Below are 18,608 nucleotides of genomic sequence, written 5' to 3'. Positions count from 1 at the left end.
GCCGTGGACGACGTCGCACGGAGGCTCCGGGCGTGTGAGCTTCGCTGGAACCTCGAAGGCGCTCATGGCTTGGACGGGGGATGCAGCGCGGACGTCTTCGCCGCCGCGAGAGTCGGCGGGGATGAGGTCGTCGTCAAACTGGTGAATCCGCCTGAGCAGGCGCATGCGGAAGCGGCGGCGCTGGCCGCTTGGGTGGACACGGGGTCCGCGGTGCGTCTCATCGATACCGACTTCGCTGTCGGAGCGTTGCTGCTGGAGCGGGTACGACCAGGGACGCCGCTGCCGGTGGGCAACGACGAGGAGGCCTCCGAAGTGGCGGCCGGCCTGCTGGCGAGTCTGCATCGGGCCGCGCCCGGGGCGTTCCCGTTCGCCACCCTCGCAGAGGTCTATCCCACGCTTGAGGCACGGGCACTCGACGACATCCGGCTCGAACGGCGGGCCAGGGGTGAGCCCGAGCGGGGAAACGCCGGGCTCATCCGGCTCGGCGCCGCCAAGGCGACAGCGATGGCGCTGTGCGCCACCACCGACCGGCCTGTGTTGCTCCACGGAGACTTCGTCGACAAGAACATCCTCCGCGCCCGGGACGGCTACCTGGCGGTCGACCCATCGCCGCGGATCGGCGATCCACACTCCGACGTCGGGTTCTTCGCGGCGTACCACCCGCCCGCGGCCGCGATTCTCCAGCGCGCCTCCACGATCGCCGAACTGATGGGACTGGACGGTGGGCGCGCAACGGTGGGCGGCGGTCTGAACGGTGCACCAAAGCTGTCAGGCGTGGCGCGAGGATCAACCGTCGCTGGACACCGCCCTGGCGAGTGGCCGCTTCAACGAGCTCCTGACAGGGCGCTGAAGCGGACCGGCTAGGCGAAGTTCCAGGTCACGATGAGGCCGTGTTCGGTCGCGGCCCACAGGCCGGTGCCGTCGGGGAGCCAGCCGCCCGCATAGAAGTAGCGGGTGCCGGAGTCGGGGTGGCCGGCGACGGCGACGGGTTGGCCCTCGCGGTCGAAGACGTAGATCTCGCGGGTCAGGGTGACCACGGCGAAGCCGGAGCCGTCGGGGAGCCAGTCGATCGCGATGGCTTTGCCGGAGGTGTCCAGCGGGCGGAGGTCGCCTGTGGACAGGTCGCACAGGGCCGTGCGGGTGATGTCGTCGCCGACGGCCAGCAGTTCGCCGTCGGGCGACAGACCTGTGGCCAGCAGGGGGATGTCCGTACTGTCGGGGAAGCGGACTTCGGTGGTGGGGCCGGGCGGACGCCCGGTGTGGACGGTGGCGCCGCCGGGGCCGCCGCAGACCAGGGTCTGCCCGTCGTCCGACAGTGCCACGGCGTACCGGGACAGTTCCTTGTGCCTGCGGATCACCGAGGTGAGCTTCTTGCGTTTGACGCTTCCCTCCCAGACGCGGTCTCCGGCGGCGATGGCGATCCGGGAGGCGTCGGGGGTGGCGGCGACCTGGAGGACCGAGCCGCCCGAATTGAACTCGTCCCACTCGCGCAGCAGCCTGAGCTTCCCGTCGGCAAGGTCGTACATGTGGGCGTCGAGGATGCTGACCACCACGAAGCGGCGGCCGGTCAGGCCGACGATCGACTTGGGCGTCGATTCGCCGCGCAGCTTGTGCCGGTGGAGTTCTCCGGTCTCCAGGTTCACGCCGACCAGTTCGGCGTCGTCGGCGATGAGCGCATAGGGCTCGTCCCGCGAAACTCCGCCGGCCTGGCAGCTGGAATAGGGGGAGGCGTCGGGACCGATGAGGCCGGAGTCGTGGACGCGGAGGACGGGCGTGGTCGAGCGGAGGAGTTCCAGGGTGGACATGGCGTCCATAATGGACGATGCCGCGGGGATGGCCGCCACCGACGGTGCCGGTCCCGGAGGACTCATCGGGGTCGGCCGCGACACACCCGCCGCGTGCCTCCCACCGGCGCCTGAGCGCCCGCACCTAGACTTCGTCACCGAACCGTCCGTCCTTCGACGGCCCGCAGCTACCCCACCGGGAGCACACCTGTCCCGCCTGAAGTCCTACCCGAACGGAGCCCGGTGACATGTGGCTGACCCGCATCACGCCCGACCTGAGCCGACGGGACGTCCGCGACGATCTCGACGACACCGTGAAGATGCACCGCCGGGTGATGACCCTTGTCGAGGACGGCCTCGGCGACCAGGCCCGCCACGAGGCCGGGATCCTCTACCGGATCGAGGCCGACCCGCCCGCGGTTCGGCTGCTGGCCCAGACCCGCGACGAGCCCCGGCTCGGGCGGCTTCCCGAGGGGTACGGCACGTGCGAGACCACCGACCTGCGGCCGCTGCTCGACGCCCTGACCAGCGGGGCGCGCGTGGAGTACCGCATCGCGGCCAACGCGACCAAGCGTCCCGCGGGCAGGCCCGGTGAGAAGGCCGGCAAGCTCCTGACGCTGTCGGGGAGCGACGCCGAGGAGTGGTGGCGGCAACGCGCCGCCGCCAGCGGCCTCGACGTCGACACGCTCACCGCGACCCGGCAGGAAAGCGCCCGCAGCGGGGACCAGCGGCGGCCGATCAAGCACGTCATCACGCGCTTCGACGGCCTCGGCACCGTCACCGACCCCGACCTGCTGCGCACCGCCGTGGAGGAAGGAATCGGGCGCGCGAAGGCGTACGGGTGCGGCTTGCTGAGCATCACCGTGGTTACGGACTGATTGACGCCTTCGGCCGTATCCTGGTGATCATGGGAGCCAGATCATGATGGCGGCGATGATCAGGCTGGCTTGGTAGATCGATGCGCGTTTGGCGTAGCGAGTGGCCAGGTCACGCCATTGCTTCAACCGGTTGAAGCAGCGTTCGACGACGTTGCGCTGCTTGTAGGCGGCCTTGTCGAAGACCGGTGGCCGCCCGCCGCGTGAACCCTTCGCGGCGCGGCGGTTGATGGTGTCGGCGCGTTCGGGAATCACATGCTTGATCCCGCGCCGGCGCAGTCGGCGCCGGGTCGAGTCGTGGGCGTAGCCCTTGTCGGCCAGGAGCAGATCCGGGCGGCGGCGCGGCCACCCAGGTTTCCGGTCGGGACCGCGATCGCCTCCAGCAACGGGAACAACATCGGATTGTCACCGACCTGACCTGGTGTCAACAGGATCGATAGAGGCCGACCGCGTCCATCGGCCGCAAGGTGGATCTTCGTGGACAACCCGCCCCGAGAACGACCGATCGCCTCACCCGCTAGCGCGGCCGGCGACGCCCCCTCAGATCCCCCTTTTGCGGGCACCAGCGGCATGCTGATGCGCCCGCACCACGCTCGAGTCGACACTGATCACCCACTCGACCGGTTGCCCGTCGTCGTGGACGATCACGCTCGCGAGGATCTTGTCCCAGGTTCCATCCGCGGTCCAACGGCGAAGCCGCTCATGACAGGTCTTCCACGGACCGAAACGCTCCGGCAGATCACGCCACGGCGCACCCGTCCGCAACTTCCACAAAATCCCGTTGATCACCAAGCGATGATCACGCCACCTGCCCCCACGCACCACCAGAGACGGCAACAACGGCTCGCGTCCCCAACCACGCAGCATCAGTCAACTCACCACGACGCACCACAACACCACTGTGAACAACCCACATGATCTACAGGACACGCCTTCGGCGACGGTGACGGCCAGCGGGGCCGCCTAGGGGCAGGTCATGAGCCTTCAGCGTCCAAGCGCTCGGCTGATTCGAGCACGTGGCCGGGCAGTTTCGAGCCGGCCGCCAGTATCTCGATGCCGATGAGGCGTCCGTCCTCGCCGAAGTCGAGGTTGATCATCCCGCCGACCTCGGCCGGATCACAGGCGTACATGCGTGCCGCCTTGACGTGGACTCCTGGATCGGTGAGGTGCACATACGCGGCATCGGCGGTCTCGTCGTAGGTGACTCTGAGGTTCGCCACGGCCGGCGTGCTCCTTCAGGGAATGCGGGGAATCTCCACATGATCTCATCGCGACACGCGCGGTGCCCGGCCCCCGCTGAGCAGGCCCTGTCCCCTCGTCACCGCGCCCGTCGAAGCCGTGGACATGACGGGCATGTTTGGGCGAGTCGGGCGAGGGGAACTCAGATCTCGGCGGCCCGGATCCCGATACGGCGTGTCGGGATCCGGCTCAAGACGCGGGGCCTCTCAGCGGGTGTCGCCACCCGACAGCGCCCGGCGGTTCCGTTGGGCGCTGTCCCATGCGGTCGCCCGTCACCCCTCGTCGCGCAGTAGGCGCTCGACCTGGGCGGCGATCCTGCGCTGCTCCCGGACGGTGGCGCGCTGGTTGAGCACGACCATGACCAGGGTGATCATCCCGGCCGCGGACAGCAGCACGGTCGGCCACGCCCGGCTGAAACCGGCGACCACGGCCGCGGTGAGCCACGCGGCGAGCCCGACGAACGCGCCAACGGTCCTGAGGGGACCGGCGTTCTTGACGGTCACCTTCACCTTCGGCTTGCCCGCGCGGGAGGCCTTGGGGGACGACCGCCGGGCGGGTTCTTCCTTCCCGCCGTCCGCCAAGGGCTGGGCGTGGAGTGTCGGAAACGGCGGGTTCGCTTCGGGCGATGAAGTGGTCACGCGCTTCGCCGGGCCTTAGCCATCTTGAGGGCCTCCCTGGACCGTGCTCCGCCGGCGGGGGCTGCCGGACGCACATTCGTTCGACTACCCGGGCGCACCGCCCCACAAACCCGGAGTCACCCGTCCGGGTGAGAGTTTCCTGGTCATGGCGTTTCGCCTCACGCCGCCCGGGTACCCAGTCGTCCCACACGAACCGAACGGAGTGAGCAATGGATGCCGTTACCGCCATCATGAACGACCACCGGGTGATGGAGCGGCTGTTCGCCGCCCTGCGCGTCGTTGACGGCGACCCGCGCGAGGTCCTCGCCGAGATCAAGGCGCGACTCCTGGCGCACAGCGTCGCCGAGGAGGAGCACGTCTACCCCGCCCTCGTCAAGGAGGACCCCGGCGAGGCCGAGCAGGTCCACCACGGGGTCGACGAGCACCGCGAGGCCGAGGAGAAGCTCGCCGCCGCCGAGGCCGCGATCGGCACGCCCGCCTTCGCCGACGCGTGCAAGGAGTTCATCCACGCCGTGACCCACCACGTCGAGGAAGAGGAGACCGAGATCCTGCCCGCGCTGCGGGAGGAGACGCCGGCCGCCAAGCTCGACGAACTGGGCGCCGCATTCGAGGAGCGCCGCCTCAGCGAGCTGGCCGGGACGCCTTACTTCGACCAGAACGTCACCAAGGACGACCTGTACAACCAGGCCCGCAAGGCCGGCGTCGCGGGCCGCTCCGACATGAACAAGGACGAGCTGCGGCAGGCCGTCGAGAGGCAGAACCGCTGAACGCCCACCGGAGTCCCGGCCCTCGACGGGCCGGGACTTCGGCCACGGCGTCACTCTCCAGTTCCTTGATCGTTTACTGGGCATGATCAATTACGGGGGATACGAGAACGTGACGGACTTCGATCGCGTGAGACTCGGCATGGTCCTGGCCGGCCATTACCGCGCCGGCGCCACCGTCCGCGAGCTGGCCGAGCAGCGCGGCCTCTCCGCGGGCCTCACCCGCACGCTCCTGATCGAGACCGGAACGGAGCTGCGGCCGCTCGACCGCGACCTCACGGTGAGCCGTCCGGCGGCGTGATCGACTCGGCGGGCGAGACGCCCATCGAGGTTTGATCACGCCCCTGAGCGGGCATTAGTCCGAACCGACCTTGGAGGACCGTCATGACCGGCTTCATCGATCGTCTCTGGACCACCCTGTTCGAGCAGCGCACGTACGTGGGAACGCACCGGCGCCGCTGAGGTGACGATGGACCCTCCGGTGCTCGCGCAGCCGCTGCTCGACAGCGCCGACGCGCGGGCCCGCGCGGAGTTCTCCGCGCCCTGCTCGGACTCGCCTACCGTCCCGGCGACGAACCACCCCCGCCGGCCGTCCCTTCTGTGTCTTCATGTCAACGAAGCGCTGCATCGCCCGGCGGGTCTCAGGGTTCGAGGTCGACAACGCCCTTGCCGCTGGCGATGTCGAGCGGCACGGAGACCTGGTCGTGCGCGATGAGCCAGTCGCCGTCGGTCCTGCGGAAGCAGAAGGTCGCGCGGACCCACATGCCGCTGGTCGCGGCCCCGCTCGCCAGCGTGCCGCTCAGCCGCCCGAAGCAGTGCCCGAAGGCCACGTCACCTCCGACGGTGAGTTCGAGGTCGCGGACCTCGTAGTCCACCTTCTCGAAGAACTGGAAGACCCTCGCCCAGTTGCGCAGTTTCGCCTCGACTCCGACGTGCTGGAGCGGCGGGTCGATGTCGAAGGAGACGACGTCGGCCGCATACAGGCCTCGCAGCTGTTCGAGGTCCTTGGCACGGAGCCCTTCGATGATCCCGTCGACACGCCGGCGGATCGCGGCTTCGTCCTGTGTGGACATGGTCGCCCGTCCTCTCTGTCCGGACCGCGTGCGCGGCCCTCCAGTGTTACGACGACGTGGCGCGCCCGAATGTGAGGTGCCGGCCTAGAAGCCGGCGAGCGCGGCCGGTTTCGAGGTGGCGAAGAGTTCGTCGAAAACTCTGGCGCGGTCGAAGGACATGGCGTGGGCGCGGGCCCGCAGTGCCATCAGTTCGCGCTCGCCGGCGGGCATGCCGAGGACGGCGTGGTCGATGGCGGCGGCCAGGCCGGCGACGTCGCCGGCCTCGACGATGAGGGCCGTGTCGCCGACCGCTTCGCCGGTTCCTCCGGTGACGGTGGTGATGACGGGCCCGCCGCCGGCGAGCATCTTCTCCGTCAGCGCGATGCCGAAGGTCTCCACGAAGTCGGGTTCGGGTCTGGTGGGCAGCGTGTATGCGGCGCAGCCGCGCATGAGCAGCGGTTTCTCCTCGTCGTCGACATCGGACAGGAAGACGACGCGGTCGTCGTGGTGGGCCGTCGACCGGAGGTGTTCGAGCGCCGGGCCGTTCCCGGCGATGACCAGCCGCACCCGTGCGCGGGCCCGCGTCCGCGCGAATGCCTCGACCAGGTCGTAGACGCCCTTGGCCCGGGTGACCCGCGACAGGAAGAGCACGTAGCCGTCGCGTTCCAGGCCACGGCGGGTGAGGGCGGCGTCGACTGCCGAGGGGTCGAGGCCGGTGTAGGCGGCGGTGTCGATCGGCGGGTAGCTGACGGTGACGCGGCGCCGGCATTCCTCGGCGAGGCGGGTGCCGCAGTGCCTGTCGACGTCCTCGGCGGAGGCGATGATCTCGCGCCGGGTGTACTCCGACACGGCGAGCACGTCATCGTTGGCGAGGAAGGTGGTCAGCAGGACGACGGCGGCGCCGAAGCGGCCTTCGCGCAGGCAGGAGCGGATCACGTTGGTGACGTCGGAGCCGACGGCCTTGGCCATGGTGCGGATGCCGGTGGTGTATCCGACGGCGCGGGCGGCGGCGACCGCGTCGGCGACGACGGCGGTGTGCGGCGCGAGGTAGAGCGAGAGGCACGTGGCGGTGGCGGGTTCGGCGAGCAGTTCGACGAGGCGTCCGGTGAGGCCGGCGATGTAGCGGCCGTCGGGTACGCGGTAGTCGCCGACGGGTTCGGGCCGCTCCACGGTGATGCCGGGGCTGTAGGGCGAGATGCGGTCGAGTGGCTTGAGGGGCAGGCCGGCGGCCTGGAGGGCGGGGATGGGCCAGGTGAGCAGGCGGACGTCGTCGAAGCCGCGGGTGAGGGCGACCTCGGCGAGGTTGCGGGCCTCGCCGGAGTGGCCGCAGATGACGGGGTCGGCGCGGACGACGATGACGAGGCGGCGGTCGGGTCGGTTCATGTGCGTGCTCCGGTCCCGTGCGGGTCGGACAGTGACGGGGGTCGGACCTTGCGGCCCCAAGCGGTCGGTTCGGGGCCGAGTTCGAGGTGCAGCCGGCCGCCCGCGTGCAGGTCGGTGGCGCGCAGGTGCGCCACGTCGAGGGGTTTGCCGTTGAGGCGGGCCGAGCGCACGTACTGCGGCGGCGGCGTCGCCTCCGGGTCGTCGCAGCCGATGGGCGTCGCCCGGTGGCCGGTGGTCTCGACGGTGAACTCGCGGTCGCCGAGGCGGATCGTCGCGTGCTCGAAGGCGGGGGCGTTGACGAGGAAGAGGTTCTGCCCGGCGACGGGGAACAGGCCCAGCGAGGCCCACACGTACCACGAGCTCAGGCCGCCGGAGTCGTCGTTGCCCGGGAGGCCGCCGGGGCCGGTGCCGAACTGCCAGGTCAGGGCTGCGTGGGTGATCTCGGCGGTGCGGTCGGGGCGCCCGGCGTAGTGGTAGGACCAGGGCGCCTCCATGTCGGGTTCGTTGTTGAGCCCTTCGAAGCGGTTGAGGGCGTAGCCGATGGCCATCTCGGCGGGGTCGGGGCGGATCCCGGGCTGGGTGACGGCGGGCGCGCCGCGGCCGAAGAAGGCGTCGAGCATGGCGATGAAGGCCTTGTCGCCGCCGGCCATGGCGATCCGCCCGGCCATGTCGTGCATGAGGCGGAAGGAGTAGTTCCACTTGCCGCCCTCGTAGAAGGAGGAGTCGCGCAGCAGTCCGGTCGCCGGGTCGAAGGCGTTCGACCAGAGGTGGGCACGAGCGGCGAGGTCGTAGGCGAGCGGGCCGTCGTTGAGGGCACGGGCGACACCGGCGGTGCAGTGGTAGGCGTAGGCGAGGTCGAGAGTGTGGGAGATGGGGTGCACGACGCCGTTCTCGTAGAAGTCCTCGCCGTAGAGGCGGCGCAGGTCGGCCTCCATGTGGACCAGCGCCCAGTTCCAGTCGAGGTCGCCGAGGCCGAGGGCGTGCGCGTCGGCGAGCGCGGTGTGGGCGAGGGCGCTGGCCTGGCGGAAGAAGCGGTCGGCGCCGCGGGCCATGCGGTAGCCGATGGGGAAGTTGCCCTCCTCCTCGCAGACGCGGATCAGCGACTCCAGCAGGTCGACGGCCCGGTCGGGGGCGATCGCCGACAGCAGCGGCAGTTGCGTCTTGTAGATGTCCCACATCGTGCAGACGTCGAAGGCGAATGGGCCCGACGAGGGCCAGAAGGGGCTCTCGTCGTCGGCGAAGCAGGGTTTGACGAGGGAGTGGTAGAGAGCGGTGGCGAAGACCTGCCGTCGGGCGGGTGTTCCGCCCTGGACTTCGACGCGTCCCATGTGGTCGCGCCAGCGTTCGCGGGTGTGGGCGCGGACGGTGTCGAAGGCGGGTGTGCTCTGGCCGCATTCGCGGTGGAGGTTGCGGCGGGCCTGTTCGGGGCCGCGCAGGGAGAAGCCGATGCGGACCTCGACGCTCTGGCCGGCGCGGGTGGGGCCGAGGAACAGCAGGCCGAAGGGGCGCAGGGTCGTCTGGCGGATGCGGTCGAAGTCGAGGCGGGTGCCTCCTTCGATGAGCCGGCGGTCGTACCAGAGCATCTGGCGCCAGCCGGGCGTGTCGACCTCGATGTGCATCGAGAGTGGCACGCCCTCGACGACGACGGTGCCGCTCGCGCGGTCGTGCCCGGTGCTCTCGATGTGGGCGCGCAGGGGCACGGTGCGGCCCTGGTCGATGGCCAGGCCCCCGCAGGAGAGGTCGACGACGATCCTGGCGCCGCGGTGTTCGGGGAAGGTGTAGCGGTGGACGGCGACTTTGGCGCCGACGGTGATCTCGCAGTGCACGCCGGTGTCGAGCGTGGCTGCGTAGTAGCCGGCCTCGGCGGTCTCGTCGTGCAGCGGCCAGGCCTGGCCGAGGGCGTCGAGGGGCTGGATCATCGGGGTGACGCGGACGTAGTTGTAGTACTTGCGGATCGCGCCGGTGCCCGACTGCTGGAAGTGGGTGAACCCGGAGGCCTGGGAGCGGTCGAACAGCTCCTCGGGCTGGCCCTCGGTGTTCTTGGCGTAGCGGCCGTAGCCGGTCGGGTAGGCGCCGGAGTAGGCGCAGGCGGAGACCATGCCGAGCGGGGATGTCGCGCCGGGGTGGGTGTTGCCGATCTGCGCTTTCGGCCACCACCATGTGGCCGCGAGCCCCTGCGCCGCTGGCAGGGAGGTCGCGGCGGTACCGATGAATGGATCGATCTCGTTGAGGATGGCGTGACTCTAGGTCGGCGCGCCGGTCGCGGTGGTTTCGGCGGGGTTAAGTTCCCGGGTCGAGTTCGGGGCGGGCGTTTCAGCTGGTGAACAGACCGGCGATGAGGTTGATGGCGGTGGCGAGGATGACCGTGCCGAAGACGTAGGAGATCAGGCAGTGGCGCAGGGTCACCGCGCGGATGCGGGAGTCGGAGACGCTGGTGTCCGACACCTGGTAGGTCATGCCGAGGTTGAAGCTGAAGTAGAAGAAGTCGCGGTAGGCGGGCGGATCGTCGGAGTTGAAGTCGATGCCGCCGGATCCGCCGTCGCGGTAGTAGAGGGCCGCGTAGCGCGTGGCGTACATCAGATGCAGCGCGGCCCAGTTGAGGAAGACGCCGAGCAGGGCGACGGCGGCGGCGAGGTTCGCCTGGCGGGAGTGGCCGAGTATCAGCAGGATGACGATGGCGGCCAGCCCGCTGAGCGCGAGGACGACGACGAGGATTTCGTCGAGGATGGGCCGCAGGTCCTCGCGGGTGACGTTGCGGCGGGTCGTGTCGGCGTCCATGGGCCACAGCACGATCCACGCGGCGACGGCGAACGCGGCCGCCGTGACCGTGATCATCGCCAGCACGCCGAAGGCCGCGCCCGCCGCCAGCGTGACGGCCGCGCCCGCGACGAGGCCGACCGCGAGGGACAGGACGAGGCGTGGCACTGCCGAACCGGGCACGCGCTTCATCGGGGCATCGTTGCAGCTCGGAAGGCGGGGACGCAGGGCTTCGGGGATGTTCGGGACGGCCGCGGCTCTCGACGGCCGGGTCCCCGCCGTCGGCTCCGTGCGCTCGATCGCCTGCCGCGCAGCCTTTCCTTCCCCCCTGGACAGGCCGCTATTGTCGCCATATGCCGATCACCTTCGACACCACCGGTCTCCAGCCCGAACCCAACGGCCAGGCCTGGACCCATCCCCAGACCGGCGACGTGGTCGCCCTCCAGGTCAACCAGGGATCGCCCTTCGAGGCCTCCTGGATGTCCGACCCGGCGGCGCTGCGCCGCGGGTTCGCCGGCATGTTCGCCGAGGCCGGCTGCCTCATCCAGGCCGAGCTGATGCCCTTCGGCGGCGCTCGGGCGGTGTACCAGCTGGTGAAGGTCCCGCTGCCGAACGCGCCCAGCGGCCAGGTCTTCCTCTCCATCTACACGCTGACGAAGGCCACCCAGTACGCGCAGCTGATCTACCGCGCCGCCGAGCACGGTACGACCGGCATGCGCGAGGCGATGCTCATGATGCGGCTCGGCACGCCCGACAACTGGTCCATGCCCCACCCCTATGACCCGGAGCTGAAGACCCGCCTGCCCTTCCACCGCGGCGACGACCCGGCCTTCGACCCGCAGTTCCCCGACCACCCGCTGTCGCGGGCACGCCGCTTCGCCGCGCACGCCGCCCGCACGGCGGTCGTCCATCCGCAGTTCGCGGCGCTCCCCGAGCTCGGCTCCGTCTAGATCCACCGCGGGAGGCGGACGTGCGCGCTATCGGCAGACCGCCCCGCTGGGGCGTCGGCGACGTCATCGACGGCCGCTACGAGGTGACCGCCGTGCACGAGGACGGCGGCATGGGCCTGGTCTACCGGGCCCGGCACCGGTCGTGGGCAACGGATCTGGCGGTCAAGAGCCCCCGGCCGGAGATGTTCGCCAACCCCGCCGACCGCGAGATGTTCGTCGCCGAGGCCGAGGCCTGGGTATCGCTGGGGCTGCACCCGAACGTCTGCGGCTGCCACTACGTCCGCCTGCTCGACGGGGTGCCGCTGGTCTTCGCCGAGTACGTCCCCGGCGGTAGCCTGCGGCAGCACATCATCGACCGCCGGCTCTACGCGGGCGGCGAGCCGGCGGCCTCGGCCCGGGTCCTCGACCTGGCGGTCCAGATCGCCTGGGGCCTCCAGCACGCGCACGACAACGGCCTGGTCCACCAGGACGTCAAACCGGCCAACGTCCTCATCGACGGCGCGGGCACCGCGAAGGTCACCGACTTCGGCCTCGCGCGGGCCCGTGCCGGCTCCGGCCGCCACCGCGACGCCGGCCCCGACGTCAGCGTCCTGGTCTCCGCGGGCGGCCTCACCCCCGCCTACGCCTCCCCCGAACAGGCCGCCGGCCGTCCCCTGAGCCGCCGCACCGACGTCTACAGCTACGCCGTTTCGGTCCTGGAGATGTACACCGGCGGTGTCACCTGGATGACCGGCCCGGCCGCCCGCCATGTCCTGGCCGCCCTGCGCACCGACGGCCCCGGCACGCCCGGCCCTCCCCCGCTGCCCGGCGAGCTCGCCGAACTGCTCGACCGCTGCCTGCGCGACGATCCCGCCGAGCGCCCGGCCTCGATGGCGCGGATCGCCGAGGCCGTCGCCGGGATCTACGCCCGCGTCACCGGCCGCGACCATCCCCGCCCGGTGCCGGTCGCCGCGAAGCTGCGCGCCGACGAGCTCAACAACCGCGCACTGTCCCTTCTGGACCTCGACCGCGCCGACGAGGCCCGCGAGGCCTTCGCCGCGGCGCTCTCGTCCGACCCGCGGCACCTCGCGGCCACCTACAACGCCGGGCTTCTGCGGTGGAGACAGGGAATCGTCACCGACACCGACCTCCTCGGCACCGTCGAGGCACTTCTCCACGCCGGCGATTCCCCGTGGGAGGCGAGACGCCTGCTCGCCCAGATACACCTGGAACGCGGCGACCTCGCCGCGGCCGTCCGGCACCTCGACGAGGCGCTCGCCGAGCAGCCTGACGACGCCGATCTGCTCGCCGCGAGGAAGACCGCTACCTCCGGCGGACTCCTCGACGCCCAGAAGATCGCCGGCCGCTCGATGCCCTGGTACGTCTACGTTCCGCGCACCGAGACGCACATGGGAATGACCCTGCCGGTCTCGCCGCCGCTCATCGACGTCGTCCCGAGCGCCGACGGCCGGGTGGCGCTCACCTCCAGCGACGGCGTCGTGCGGGCGTGGGACCTCCACAGCGGTGAGGCGGGCCCGGTCCTCGAAGGCGCGGGCTCCTCGGTCGACCTCAGTGCCGACGGGCGCCTGGCGCTCACCGGCTCCTCGGGAGAACTCCAGCTGTGGACGCTGCCCGAAGGGCGCCTCCTGGACAGCCGCCGGGCGCCCGAGGACTGGCCGGAGCCTGAAATCATGGAGGTCCGCCTCAGCGGCGACGCCACGGTCGCGCTCGCCTCGATCGGGCGCGGCCGGGTCATGGTCTGGGACATCGCGTCGGGGGTGACGCGGCCGCTGTTCGACGGGCACAACTGGCAGTCCACGCCGGAGATCAGCCGCGACGGGACGCTGGTGCTCTCGGCGGCCTGGGAGGACCGCGCGATCCGCCTGTGGGAGGTCGCGACCGGCGAGTGCCTGCTCACCATTCCCCCCGGGCGCGGGGCGGTGACCGCGATGCGGATCCGCGACGACAACCGGACCGCCGCGATCGCGTTCTACGACCACCGCCTCGAACTGTGGGACCTGCGGGAGAAGCGGCTCCTGCGACGGCTCAACGGCCCCACGGACGGTTCGGTGCGCACGATCGCGCTCAGCGGCGACGGCCGCCACCTCCTGGAAGGCGGCTTCGACCACTTCGGCATGTCGGCCGACGGGCCCGACCTGAACTCGCTGCGGCTGTGGGACCTGCGTGACGGCCGCTGCCTGCGGACCTTCCCGGAGGCGCACTTCGGGCAGCTGCGGGGCATCGAGCTCACCGACGGCGCGGCCGTCACGGTCGGCAAGGACGCCGTGCGGTGGTGGTCGCTTCCCCTGCCGCACACCGCCGCCTGGCAGCTGAGCCGCCCGCGCCGGCACGAACAGCTCGACACGCTCGACCGGCGGGTCGCGGAGCTGGTCGGCGACGCCGAGAGCGCCGCCGCCGAGGGCGACCACGCCGGCGCGCTCGATCTGCTGTCGCGGGCCCGCGCCGTTCCCGGGCACGAGCGCGCCGAGCGCGTCCTGTCGGCGTGGCGGACGCTCGGGCGTTCGGTGCGGCGGGCCGGCCTGCGCGCGGGGTGGCAGGCGCGGACGCTCGACGGCCACACCGGCGCGGTCTTCTCCATCGCGGTCAGCGCCGACGCGCGGATCGCGGTGTCCGCCGGGCTCGACGCGCATCCCCGGGTATGGGATCTGGCCACCGGGGAGTGCCTGCACGTCCTGCCGAAGCAGCCGTCCTCGGTGGACAACGTCGGTGTCAGCGCCGACGGCCGGCGAGCGGTGAGCGCCTGCCGCGACGGCGCGGTCGGGGTCTGGTCGACCGAAACGGGTGAGCCGCTGCGGCTGATCGACGGGCAGCGCACCCTCGGCGCGAGCCCGGCGGCGTTCAGCGCCGACGCGGGCCTCGCGCTGATCGGCTCGGTCGACGGCGCGATCCGCCTGTGGGACCTGACCGCCGGGGAGCCGCTGCGCACGGTCGAGTCGGGGATCATCGGGCCCATCGCGGCGGTCGCGATCAGCGCCGACGGAGGGCTCGGGGCCTCGGCGGGCGGAGGTGAGGCGGTGCGCGTCTGGGACCTCACGACCGGCGAGCGCACGGCCGTCCTCAGTGGACATCAGCGGCGCGTCGACTCGGTGTGCCTGAGCGCCGACGCGCGCTTCGCGCTGACCGCCGAGGGGCGCACGGTCCGCTGGTGGGACACCGGGTCCGGGCGTCTGCTGCGGGTCTTCGACGCCGCGCCCGACGGGATCCGGGTGGTCCGTTTCAGTCCGGACGGGCGTTTCGCGCTGTCGGGCGGCAGGGACCGGGCGCTGCGGGTCTGGGAGGTCGAGAGTGGACGGTGCGTCGCCGCGCTGGTGGGCCATCAGTCGGAGGTGTCCGGTCTCGCCGTGACCCCCGACAGCCGTTTCGCGCTGACCGGCGGCGGTGACGGTTCGATGCGCCTTTGGGAGCTGGACTGGGAACTGGCGGCCGGCCCGGGCGGTGCCCGGTGACGGCGAAGGTGACGCTGTCGCAGGTGGACGGCGCCGGCGAGGCGGTCGAGTACGTGTTCACCGAGCGGACGACCCGCGTCCTGGGGCGGGCCGAGGACTGCGATCCGAGGCTGCCCGACGACCGGCGCCACCGGACCGTCTCGCGCCACCACTGCCTGCTCGACGTCAACCCGCCGGCCGCGCGGATCCGCGACTTCGGCAGCCTCAACGGCACCTACGTCAACGAGACGCGGATCGGCCGGCGGGCGCCGGGCCGGTCGCCCGAGGAGGCCACCTCGACGATCTTCCCCGAGCACGACCTCGCCGACGGCGACCGGATCCGGCTCGGCGACACGGTCTTCCGGGTGGCCATCGCGGCCGCCGACGAGCCGAAGCGGACGCTGTTCCTGGCCCGCTGCGCCAAGTGCGACCGCGAGATCGGCGACGCCGGCGCGGGCGAGGAGTACGTGTGCGCCTCCTGCCAGGCAGAGCCGGCCGCGGTCCTGCGGCTCCTGCTCGACCTCGCGCGCGACGGGCGGCGCGACCTGGCGCCGATCGCGGGGTAAACGCTGATCCGCGAGCTCGGCCGGGGCGGTATGGGCGCGGTGCACCTGGCCCGCCACGACGAGAGCGGCGCGGAGGTCGCGCTGAAGGTGATGCTGCCGAGGGTGGCCGCGAGCGCGCGGCTCGCCCGCGCTTCCTGCGGGAGGTCGCGCTGACGCGCGCGCTGCGGCATCCCAACATCGCCGAACTGCGCGAGGCCGGCTTCGGCGGCGGAACCTTCTGCTTCACGATGGAGTACTGCCCCGGCGGCGGTCTCGACGGCCCTGCTCGACGGCGAGGGCGGGCGGATCGCGGCGGCCGAGGCCGTCGACGTGATCGGCCAGGTCCTCGACGGGCTGGAGCACGCCCATTCGCGGGGCGTCGTGCACCGCGATCTGAGTCCGGGCAACATCCTGCCGGCCACGCGGCCGGACGGGTCGCGGTCGGCGGAGTTCCGGGCGGCGCTGACGGGTGCGCGGGGACGGTGCGGATCTAGGGAGTGCACTGGGCGACCAGTTTCGGTCCCCGGCGGTGTCGGTACATCCGACCGCCATCTTCTGAGCAGGAGGACACCGATGACCGCTGACACGGTGGATCGCGAAGCCCGCGCCGACACACTCCGCGAGTTGCACCGCGGCGAGATGCTCGTGCTCCCCAACGCGTGGGACGCCGCCAGCGCGGCGATCGTCGTCGAGGCGGGCTTCCCCGTGGTCGCCACGGCCAGCAACGCGCTCTCGGCGATGCTCGGCTACCCCGACGGCGAGGGCGCGCCTTGGCGGGAGATGTTCGCCGCAGCGGGGCGGATCGCCCGGGCGGTGCAGGTGCCCGTGACCGTGGACGCCGAGGCGGGGTACGGCATGCGCGCTCGTGAGTTCGTCGACCGCCTGCTGGAGACCGGCGCGGTCGGCTGCAACCTGGAGGACACCGACCACGAGACGGGCGGTCCGGCCGAGGCCGGCGCACAGGCCCAATGGCTCGCCGAGGTGCGCTCGGCCGCCGACGACGCCGGAGTCCCGATCGTCGTCAACGCCCGCGTCGACACCTTCCTGCCCTCCGGCAGGACGCCCGAGCCGGACCGGGTCGCCGAGGCGATCCGGCGCGGACGCCTCTACCTGGAGGCCGGCGCCGACTGCGTCTACCCGATCGGCGTGCGCGCCGCCGACGACATCGCCGCCCTCGTCGCCGAGATCCCCGGCCCGGTCAACGGCAACGTCGGCGAGCACCTCGATCTGGCGACGCTGCGGGAGATCGGCGTCGCGCGCGTGTCCTACGGCCCGCGCTTCTACTGGGACGCGATGGCCGGCCTGCGGGCGAGCCTCGGGAAGCTGCTGGACTGAGCGTGGCCCGGCCGGCGGGGTCCACCGTGGATGCGCGCTTGCGAGGGCCGGTCCCCGCCGGTCTAGCCTTCGATCGCCTCGACGAGGGCCGTCAGCAGGCGGATGACGTCCTCGTCGGTCAGGTCGCCCGACTCCGCGGCCGTCGGTGCCGCTTTCACGATGACGTTTCCGGTTCGGACGTATGCGAGGGCACCCCGGGACTGCTGCAGAACGTAGACGGCCTCGTCTCCCACGTCGGGCGACTCACCGTGCGCGAAGTCCGCCATGGTGCCGGCGAAGCTCTCGGCGGCGGCGTCGACGCCGTCGGCCCAGAATTCGAGGTAGAGGGTCAGCACGAGTTCCTCGGTGGCCCAGCCGCACATGAGGGTCGTGCCCTTCATGTCTCCGTTTTCGACACGGGCGTAGCCCGGCCTGTCGAAGACCTCCTCCTTGCCCGGCGGCGACCCGGGCAGTTCGGCGTCCTTGACGGCGGCGAGGTCGGCGCAGGAGGACGGGACCTCGTCGGCGGCGAACTCCCGCTCCGACCACGGGCTCCACACGAGGAGGGCGGCGGCCGCGACCACGAGGGCGGCAAGAGAGGCCAGCACGATCGGCAGGGTCCGGCGCGATGTGGGCCAGGACGGGGATTCGGGCACGGCGAAGGACTGTTCATCCACTGTGGGCACTCCTGGGCGAAGACGTTCGGGGCCGCAGTAGTCCACCCGATCGGCGGCCACCGCGCAAGATCCACCGTCCAAGCGTTGTCGAAGTGTGATCCACACGGCCGGGCAATCTGTCACATCCAAGCCGCGACATCCGTCTCTACCTGCGGATCCTCCGCGTCCGTAGCGTCATCGGCATACCCACCGATCTCTTTTCCGGAGGATCAGATGACCACCCCGAGCACCACCCGAACCACCACCACCACCGCCGCCAAGCCCCGCCCCAAGTCCGTCGTCTGGCTCGCCACCCTCGCCGCCGCGATCGCCCTGCCCGTCGTCCTGTGGGTCCTCGTCGACCCTGTCGGCGGCCACTCCCTGGTCGCCAAGACCGGTGACGCCGACGTGACCGTCACGCTCGCGTCCGTCGTGTTCGGCGCGGCGGTGTCGACGGTGATGGGGCTCGGGGTGGCCTCCTTCCTGCGCCGCTTCGCCAAGGGCCGCACGGTCTGGATGATCCTGGCGACCGTCGGGACGCTCATGTCGCTGATCGTCGGCCCGATGAGCGGCAGCACCGCCACGACCGTTCTCGTCCTGGTCGCGATGCACCTGCTGGTCGGCGGGGCCACCCTCGCCGGCGGCCTGGCACTGCTGGGGAAGCGCGATGTACGAGACGCTTAAGCGCGACCTGCTGCGCGGCCTTTCCGGCACGGTCCTGGAGATCGGGGCCGGCGCCGGGGCGAACCTCGGCCTGCTGAACCCCGGCGCCGAGTGGATCGGCCTCGAACCCGACCGTCGTGTCCACGACCGGCTGCGCGTCAACGCCGTCCGGCACGACCGAAAGGCCCGCATCCTCGACGCGCCCGCCGAGGCCATCCCGCTGGGCGACGAGTCGGTCGACGCGGTCGTCTCGACGGTCGTCCTGTGCTCGGTCGACGACCAGGAGGCCGCGCTCGCCGAGGTCGCCCGAGTCCTGCGGCCCGGTGGTCGTTTCGTGTTCTTCGAACACGTCGCGGCTCCCGCGGGAACCCCGACGAGATGGCTCCAGCGGATCTGGGCGCCGTTCTCGCGGCGCTTCGACCGCGGCTGCGACCCGGTCCGCGACACCGCCGCGGCGATCCGCCGGGCGGCGTTCGCGCAGGTCGAGACACGCGACTTCGACATGCCCGTGGGGTTGGGACTGACGGTACCGTTCATCGCCGGATACGCCCGGCGATGAGGAG

19 protein-coding genes and 1 pseudogene are annotated in these 18,608 nt (G+C 71.5%); 10 read left to right on the top strand and 10 right to left on the bottom strand.

The window, feature by feature from the left end:
- Window positions 1-3 precede the first annotated feature (3 nt).
- Window positions 4-864, top strand: a complete 861-nt coding sequence (locus tag AB0I28_RS10275) for an aminoglycoside phosphotransferase family protein (protein WP_357491655.1) — start codon at window positions 4-6, stop codon at window positions 862-864.
- Here the strand turns inward: AB0I28_RS10275 and AB0I28_RS10270 are convergent.
- Window positions 861-1,805 carry a WD40 repeat domain-containing protein gene (locus tag AB0I28_RS10270; protein WP_357491653.1) on the bottom strand — a complete coding sequence of 315 codons (945 nt, stop codon included), beginning with the start codon at window positions 1,803-1,805 and terminating at the stop codon, window positions 861-863. The two genes, AB0I28_RS10275 and AB0I28_RS10270, sit on opposite strands and share 4 nt — an antisense overlap.
- Before the next feature lie 227 nt (window positions 1,806-2,032).
- Here AB0I28_RS10270 and cas6e point away from each other — a divergent pair, with 227 nt between their 5' ends.
- The gene (gene cas6e, locus AB0I28_RS10265) at window positions 2,033-2,662 is read left to right on the top strand and encodes a type I-E CRISPR-associated protein Cas6/Cse3/CasE (protein ID WP_357491651.1); all 630 of its coding nucleotides are present in this window, start codon (window positions 2,033-2,035) and stop codon (window positions 2,660-2,662) included.
- Between the two features lie 27 nt (window positions 2,663-2,689).
- Here cas6e and AB0I28_RS10260 read toward each other — a convergent pair.
- The 3 genes and pseudogenes from AB0I28_RS10260 to AB0I28_RS10250 all read right to left on the bottom strand — a co-directional run bounded on the left by AB0I28_RS10260 (window position 2,690) and on the right by AB0I28_RS10250 (window position 4,536).
- Window positions 2,690-3,548, bottom strand: a pseudogene (locus tag AB0I28_RS10260) (IS5 family transposase).
- An 85-nt stretch (window positions 3,549-3,633) separates the two neighbouring features.
- Window positions 3,634-3,879 carry a DUF2283 domain-containing protein gene (locus AB0I28_RS10255; protein ID WP_357491649.1) on the bottom strand — a complete coding sequence of 82 codons (246 nt, stop codon included), beginning with the start codon at window positions 3,877-3,879 and terminating at the stop codon, window positions 3,634-3,636.
- A 291-nt stretch (window positions 3,880-4,170) separates the two neighbouring features.
- On the bottom strand, window positions 4,171-4,536 hold the full coding sequence (locus AB0I28_RS10250; RefSeq protein ID WP_357491647.1) for a low affinity iron permease family protein: 366 nt from the start codon (window positions 4,534-4,536) through the stop codon (window positions 4,171-4,173).
- 209 nt (window positions 4,537-4,745) lie between these two features.
- On the opposite strand from AB0I28_RS10250, the gene AB0I28_RS10245 reads away from it, so the two are divergent.
- Both AB0I28_RS10245 and AB0I28_RS10240 read left to right on the top strand, forming a co-directional pair.
- Window positions 4,746-5,303, top strand: coding sequence for a hemerythrin domain-containing protein (locus tag AB0I28_RS10245; protein WP_357491645.1), 558 nt, complete (start codon window positions 4,746-4,748; stop codon window positions 5,301-5,303).
- Window positions 5,304-5,385: 82 nt separating this feature from the next.
- Window positions 5,386-5,601 carry a hypothetical protein gene (locus AB0I28_RS10240; protein WP_357491643.1) on the top strand — a complete coding sequence of 72 codons (216 nt, stop codon included), beginning with the start codon at window positions 5,386-5,388 and terminating at the stop codon, window positions 5,599-5,601.
- Window positions 5,602-5,941: 340 nt separating this feature from the next.
- On the opposite strand, the gene AB0I28_RS10235 is transcribed toward AB0I28_RS10240, so the two are convergent.
- The 4 genes from AB0I28_RS10235 to AB0I28_RS10220 all read right to left on the bottom strand — a co-directional run bounded on the left by AB0I28_RS10235 (window position 5,942) and on the right by AB0I28_RS10220 (window position 10,684).
- Window positions 5,942-6,373, bottom strand: coding sequence for a nuclear transport factor 2 family protein (locus AB0I28_RS10235; RefSeq protein WP_357491641.1), 432 nt, complete (start codon window positions 6,371-6,373; stop codon window positions 5,942-5,944).
- 84 nt (window positions 6,374-6,457) lie between these two features.
- Window positions 6,458-7,735, bottom strand: a complete 1,278-nt coding sequence (locus tag AB0I28_RS10230; protein WP_357491639.1) for a glycosyltransferase — start codon at window positions 7,733-7,735, stop codon at window positions 6,458-6,460.
- Window positions 7,732-9,945, bottom strand: a complete 2,214-nt coding sequence (locus AB0I28_RS10225) for a GH92 family glycosyl hydrolase (RefSeq protein WP_357491980.1) — start codon at window positions 9,943-9,945, stop codon at window positions 7,732-7,734. Before AB0I28_RS10225 ends, AB0I28_RS10230 begins: the two co-directional genes overlap by 4 nt.
- Before the next feature lie 103 nt (window positions 9,946-10,048).
- Complete coding sequence (locus AB0I28_RS10220; protein ID WP_357491637.1) at window positions 10,049-10,684, bottom strand: DUF1345 domain-containing protein; 636 nt, start codon at window positions 10,682-10,684, stop codon at window positions 10,049-10,051.
- Between the two features lie 161 nt (window positions 10,685-10,845).
- Between AB0I28_RS10220 and AB0I28_RS10215 the strand changes: the two genes are divergently transcribed.
- From AB0I28_RS10215 to AB0I28_RS10205, 3 genes are read left to right on the top strand one after another with little or no spacing between them, the layout of a single operon-like run.
- Complete coding sequence (locus AB0I28_RS10215) at window positions 10,846-11,442, top strand: hypothetical protein (protein ID WP_357491635.1); 597 nt, start codon at window positions 10,846-10,848, stop codon at window positions 11,440-11,442.
- A 20-nt stretch (window positions 11,443-11,462) separates the two neighbouring features.
- Complete coding sequence (locus tag AB0I28_RS10210) at window positions 11,463-14,888, top strand: protein kinase (protein ID WP_357491633.1); 3,426 nt, start codon at window positions 11,463-11,465, stop codon at window positions 14,886-14,888.
- Window positions 14,885-15,433 carry an FHA domain-containing protein gene (locus AB0I28_RS10205; RefSeq protein WP_357491631.1) on the top strand — a complete coding sequence of 183 codons (549 nt, stop codon included), beginning with the start codon at window positions 14,885-14,887 and terminating at the stop codon, window positions 15,431-15,433. Before AB0I28_RS10210 ends, AB0I28_RS10205 begins: the two co-directional genes overlap by 4 nt.
- Before the next feature lie 222 nt (window positions 15,434-15,655).
- Here the strand turns inward: AB0I28_RS10205 and AB0I28_RS10200 are convergent, their stop codons facing one another.
- Complete coding sequence (locus tag AB0I28_RS10200; RefSeq protein ID WP_357491629.1) at window positions 15,656-15,799, bottom strand: hypothetical protein; 144 nt, start codon at window positions 15,797-15,799, stop codon at window positions 15,656-15,658.
- 186 nt (window positions 15,800-15,985) lie between these two features.
- Between AB0I28_RS10200 and AB0I28_RS10195 the strand changes: the two genes are divergently transcribed.
- A complete protein-coding gene (locus AB0I28_RS10195) occupies window positions 15,986-16,747 on the top strand; it encodes an isocitrate lyase/phosphoenolpyruvate mutase family protein (RefSeq protein ID WP_357491627.1) in 762 nt (253 codons plus the stop codon).
- Between the two features lie 62 nt (window positions 16,748-16,809).
- Here the strand turns inward: AB0I28_RS10195 and AB0I28_RS10190 are convergent, their stop codons facing one another.
- Complete coding sequence (locus AB0I28_RS10190) at window positions 16,810-17,403, bottom strand: hypothetical protein (RefSeq protein WP_357491625.1); 594 nt, start codon at window positions 17,401-17,403, stop codon at window positions 16,810-16,812.
- A 213-nt stretch (window positions 17,404-17,616) separates the two neighbouring features.
- On the opposite strand from AB0I28_RS10190, the gene AB0I28_RS10185 reads away from it, so the two are divergent.
- Window positions 17,617-18,066, top strand: coding sequence for a DUF6069 family protein (locus tag AB0I28_RS10185; RefSeq protein WP_357491623.1), 450 nt, complete (start codon window positions 17,617-17,619; stop codon window positions 18,064-18,066).
- Window positions 18,050-18,604, top strand: coding sequence for a class I SAM-dependent methyltransferase (locus AB0I28_RS10180; protein ID WP_357491622.1), 555 nt, complete (start codon window positions 18,050-18,052; stop codon window positions 18,602-18,604). The genes AB0I28_RS10185 and AB0I28_RS10180 overlap by 17 nt, the downstream gene beginning before the upstream one ends.
- The last annotated feature ends 4 nt before the right edge of the window (window positions 18,605-18,608 follow it).

The sequence above is a fragment of the Phytomonospora sp. NPDC050363 genome, from assembly GCF_040655735.1.
In the GTDB taxonomy this organism is placed as follows: Bacteria; Actinomycetota; Actinomycetes; order Mycobacteriales; family Micromonosporaceae; genus Phytomonospora.
This window is presented reverse-complemented; position numbering and strand designations above follow the sequence as displayed.

What these genes read in the sequence shown, in the direction of transcription:
- AB0I28_RS10245 (WP_357491645.1), top strand. Translation starts at nt 4,746, where the DNA reads ATGGATGCCGTTACCGCCATCATGAACGACCACCGGGTGATGGAGCGG.
- AB0I28_RS10270 (WP_357491653.1), bottom strand. Translation starts at nt 1,805, where the DNA reads ATGTCCACCCTGGAACTCCTCCGCTCGACCACGCCCGTCCTCCGCGTC.
- AB0I28_RS10195 (WP_357491627.1), top strand. Translation starts at nt 15,986, where the DNA reads ATGACCGCTGACACGGTGGATCGCGAAGCCCGCGCCGACACACTCCGC.
- AB0I28_RS10235 (WP_357491641.1), bottom strand. Translation starts at nt 6,373, where the DNA reads ATGTCCACACAGGACGAAGCCGCGATCCGCCGGCGTGTCGACGGGATC.
- cas6e (WP_357491651.1), top strand. Translation starts at nt 2,033, where the DNA reads ATGTGGCTGACCCGCATCACGCCCGACCTGAGCCGACGGGACGTCCGC.
- AB0I28_RS10185 (WP_357491623.1), top strand. Translation starts at nt 17,617, where the DNA reads ATGACCACCCCGAGCACCACCCGAACCACCACCACCACCGCCGCCAAG.
- AB0I28_RS10215 (WP_357491635.1), top strand. Translation starts at nt 10,846, where the DNA reads ATGCCGATCACCTTCGACACCACCGGTCTCCAGCCCGAACCCAACGGC.
- AB0I28_RS10220 (WP_357491637.1), bottom strand. Translation starts at nt 10,684, where the DNA reads ATGAAGCGCGTGCCCGGTTCGGCAGTGCCACGCCTCGTCCTGTCCCTC.
- AB0I28_RS10180 (WP_357491622.1), top strand. Translation starts at nt 18,050, where the DNA reads ATGTACGAGACGCTTAAGCGCGACCTGCTGCGCGGCCTTTCCGGCACG.
- AB0I28_RS10240 (WP_357491643.1), top strand. Translation starts at nt 5,386, where the DNA reads ATGATCAATTACGGGGGATACGAGAACGTGACGGACTTCGATCGCGTG.
- AB0I28_RS10230 (WP_357491639.1), bottom strand. Translation starts at nt 7,735, where the DNA reads ATGAACCGACCCGACCGCCGCCTCGTCATCGTCGTCCGCGCCGACCCC.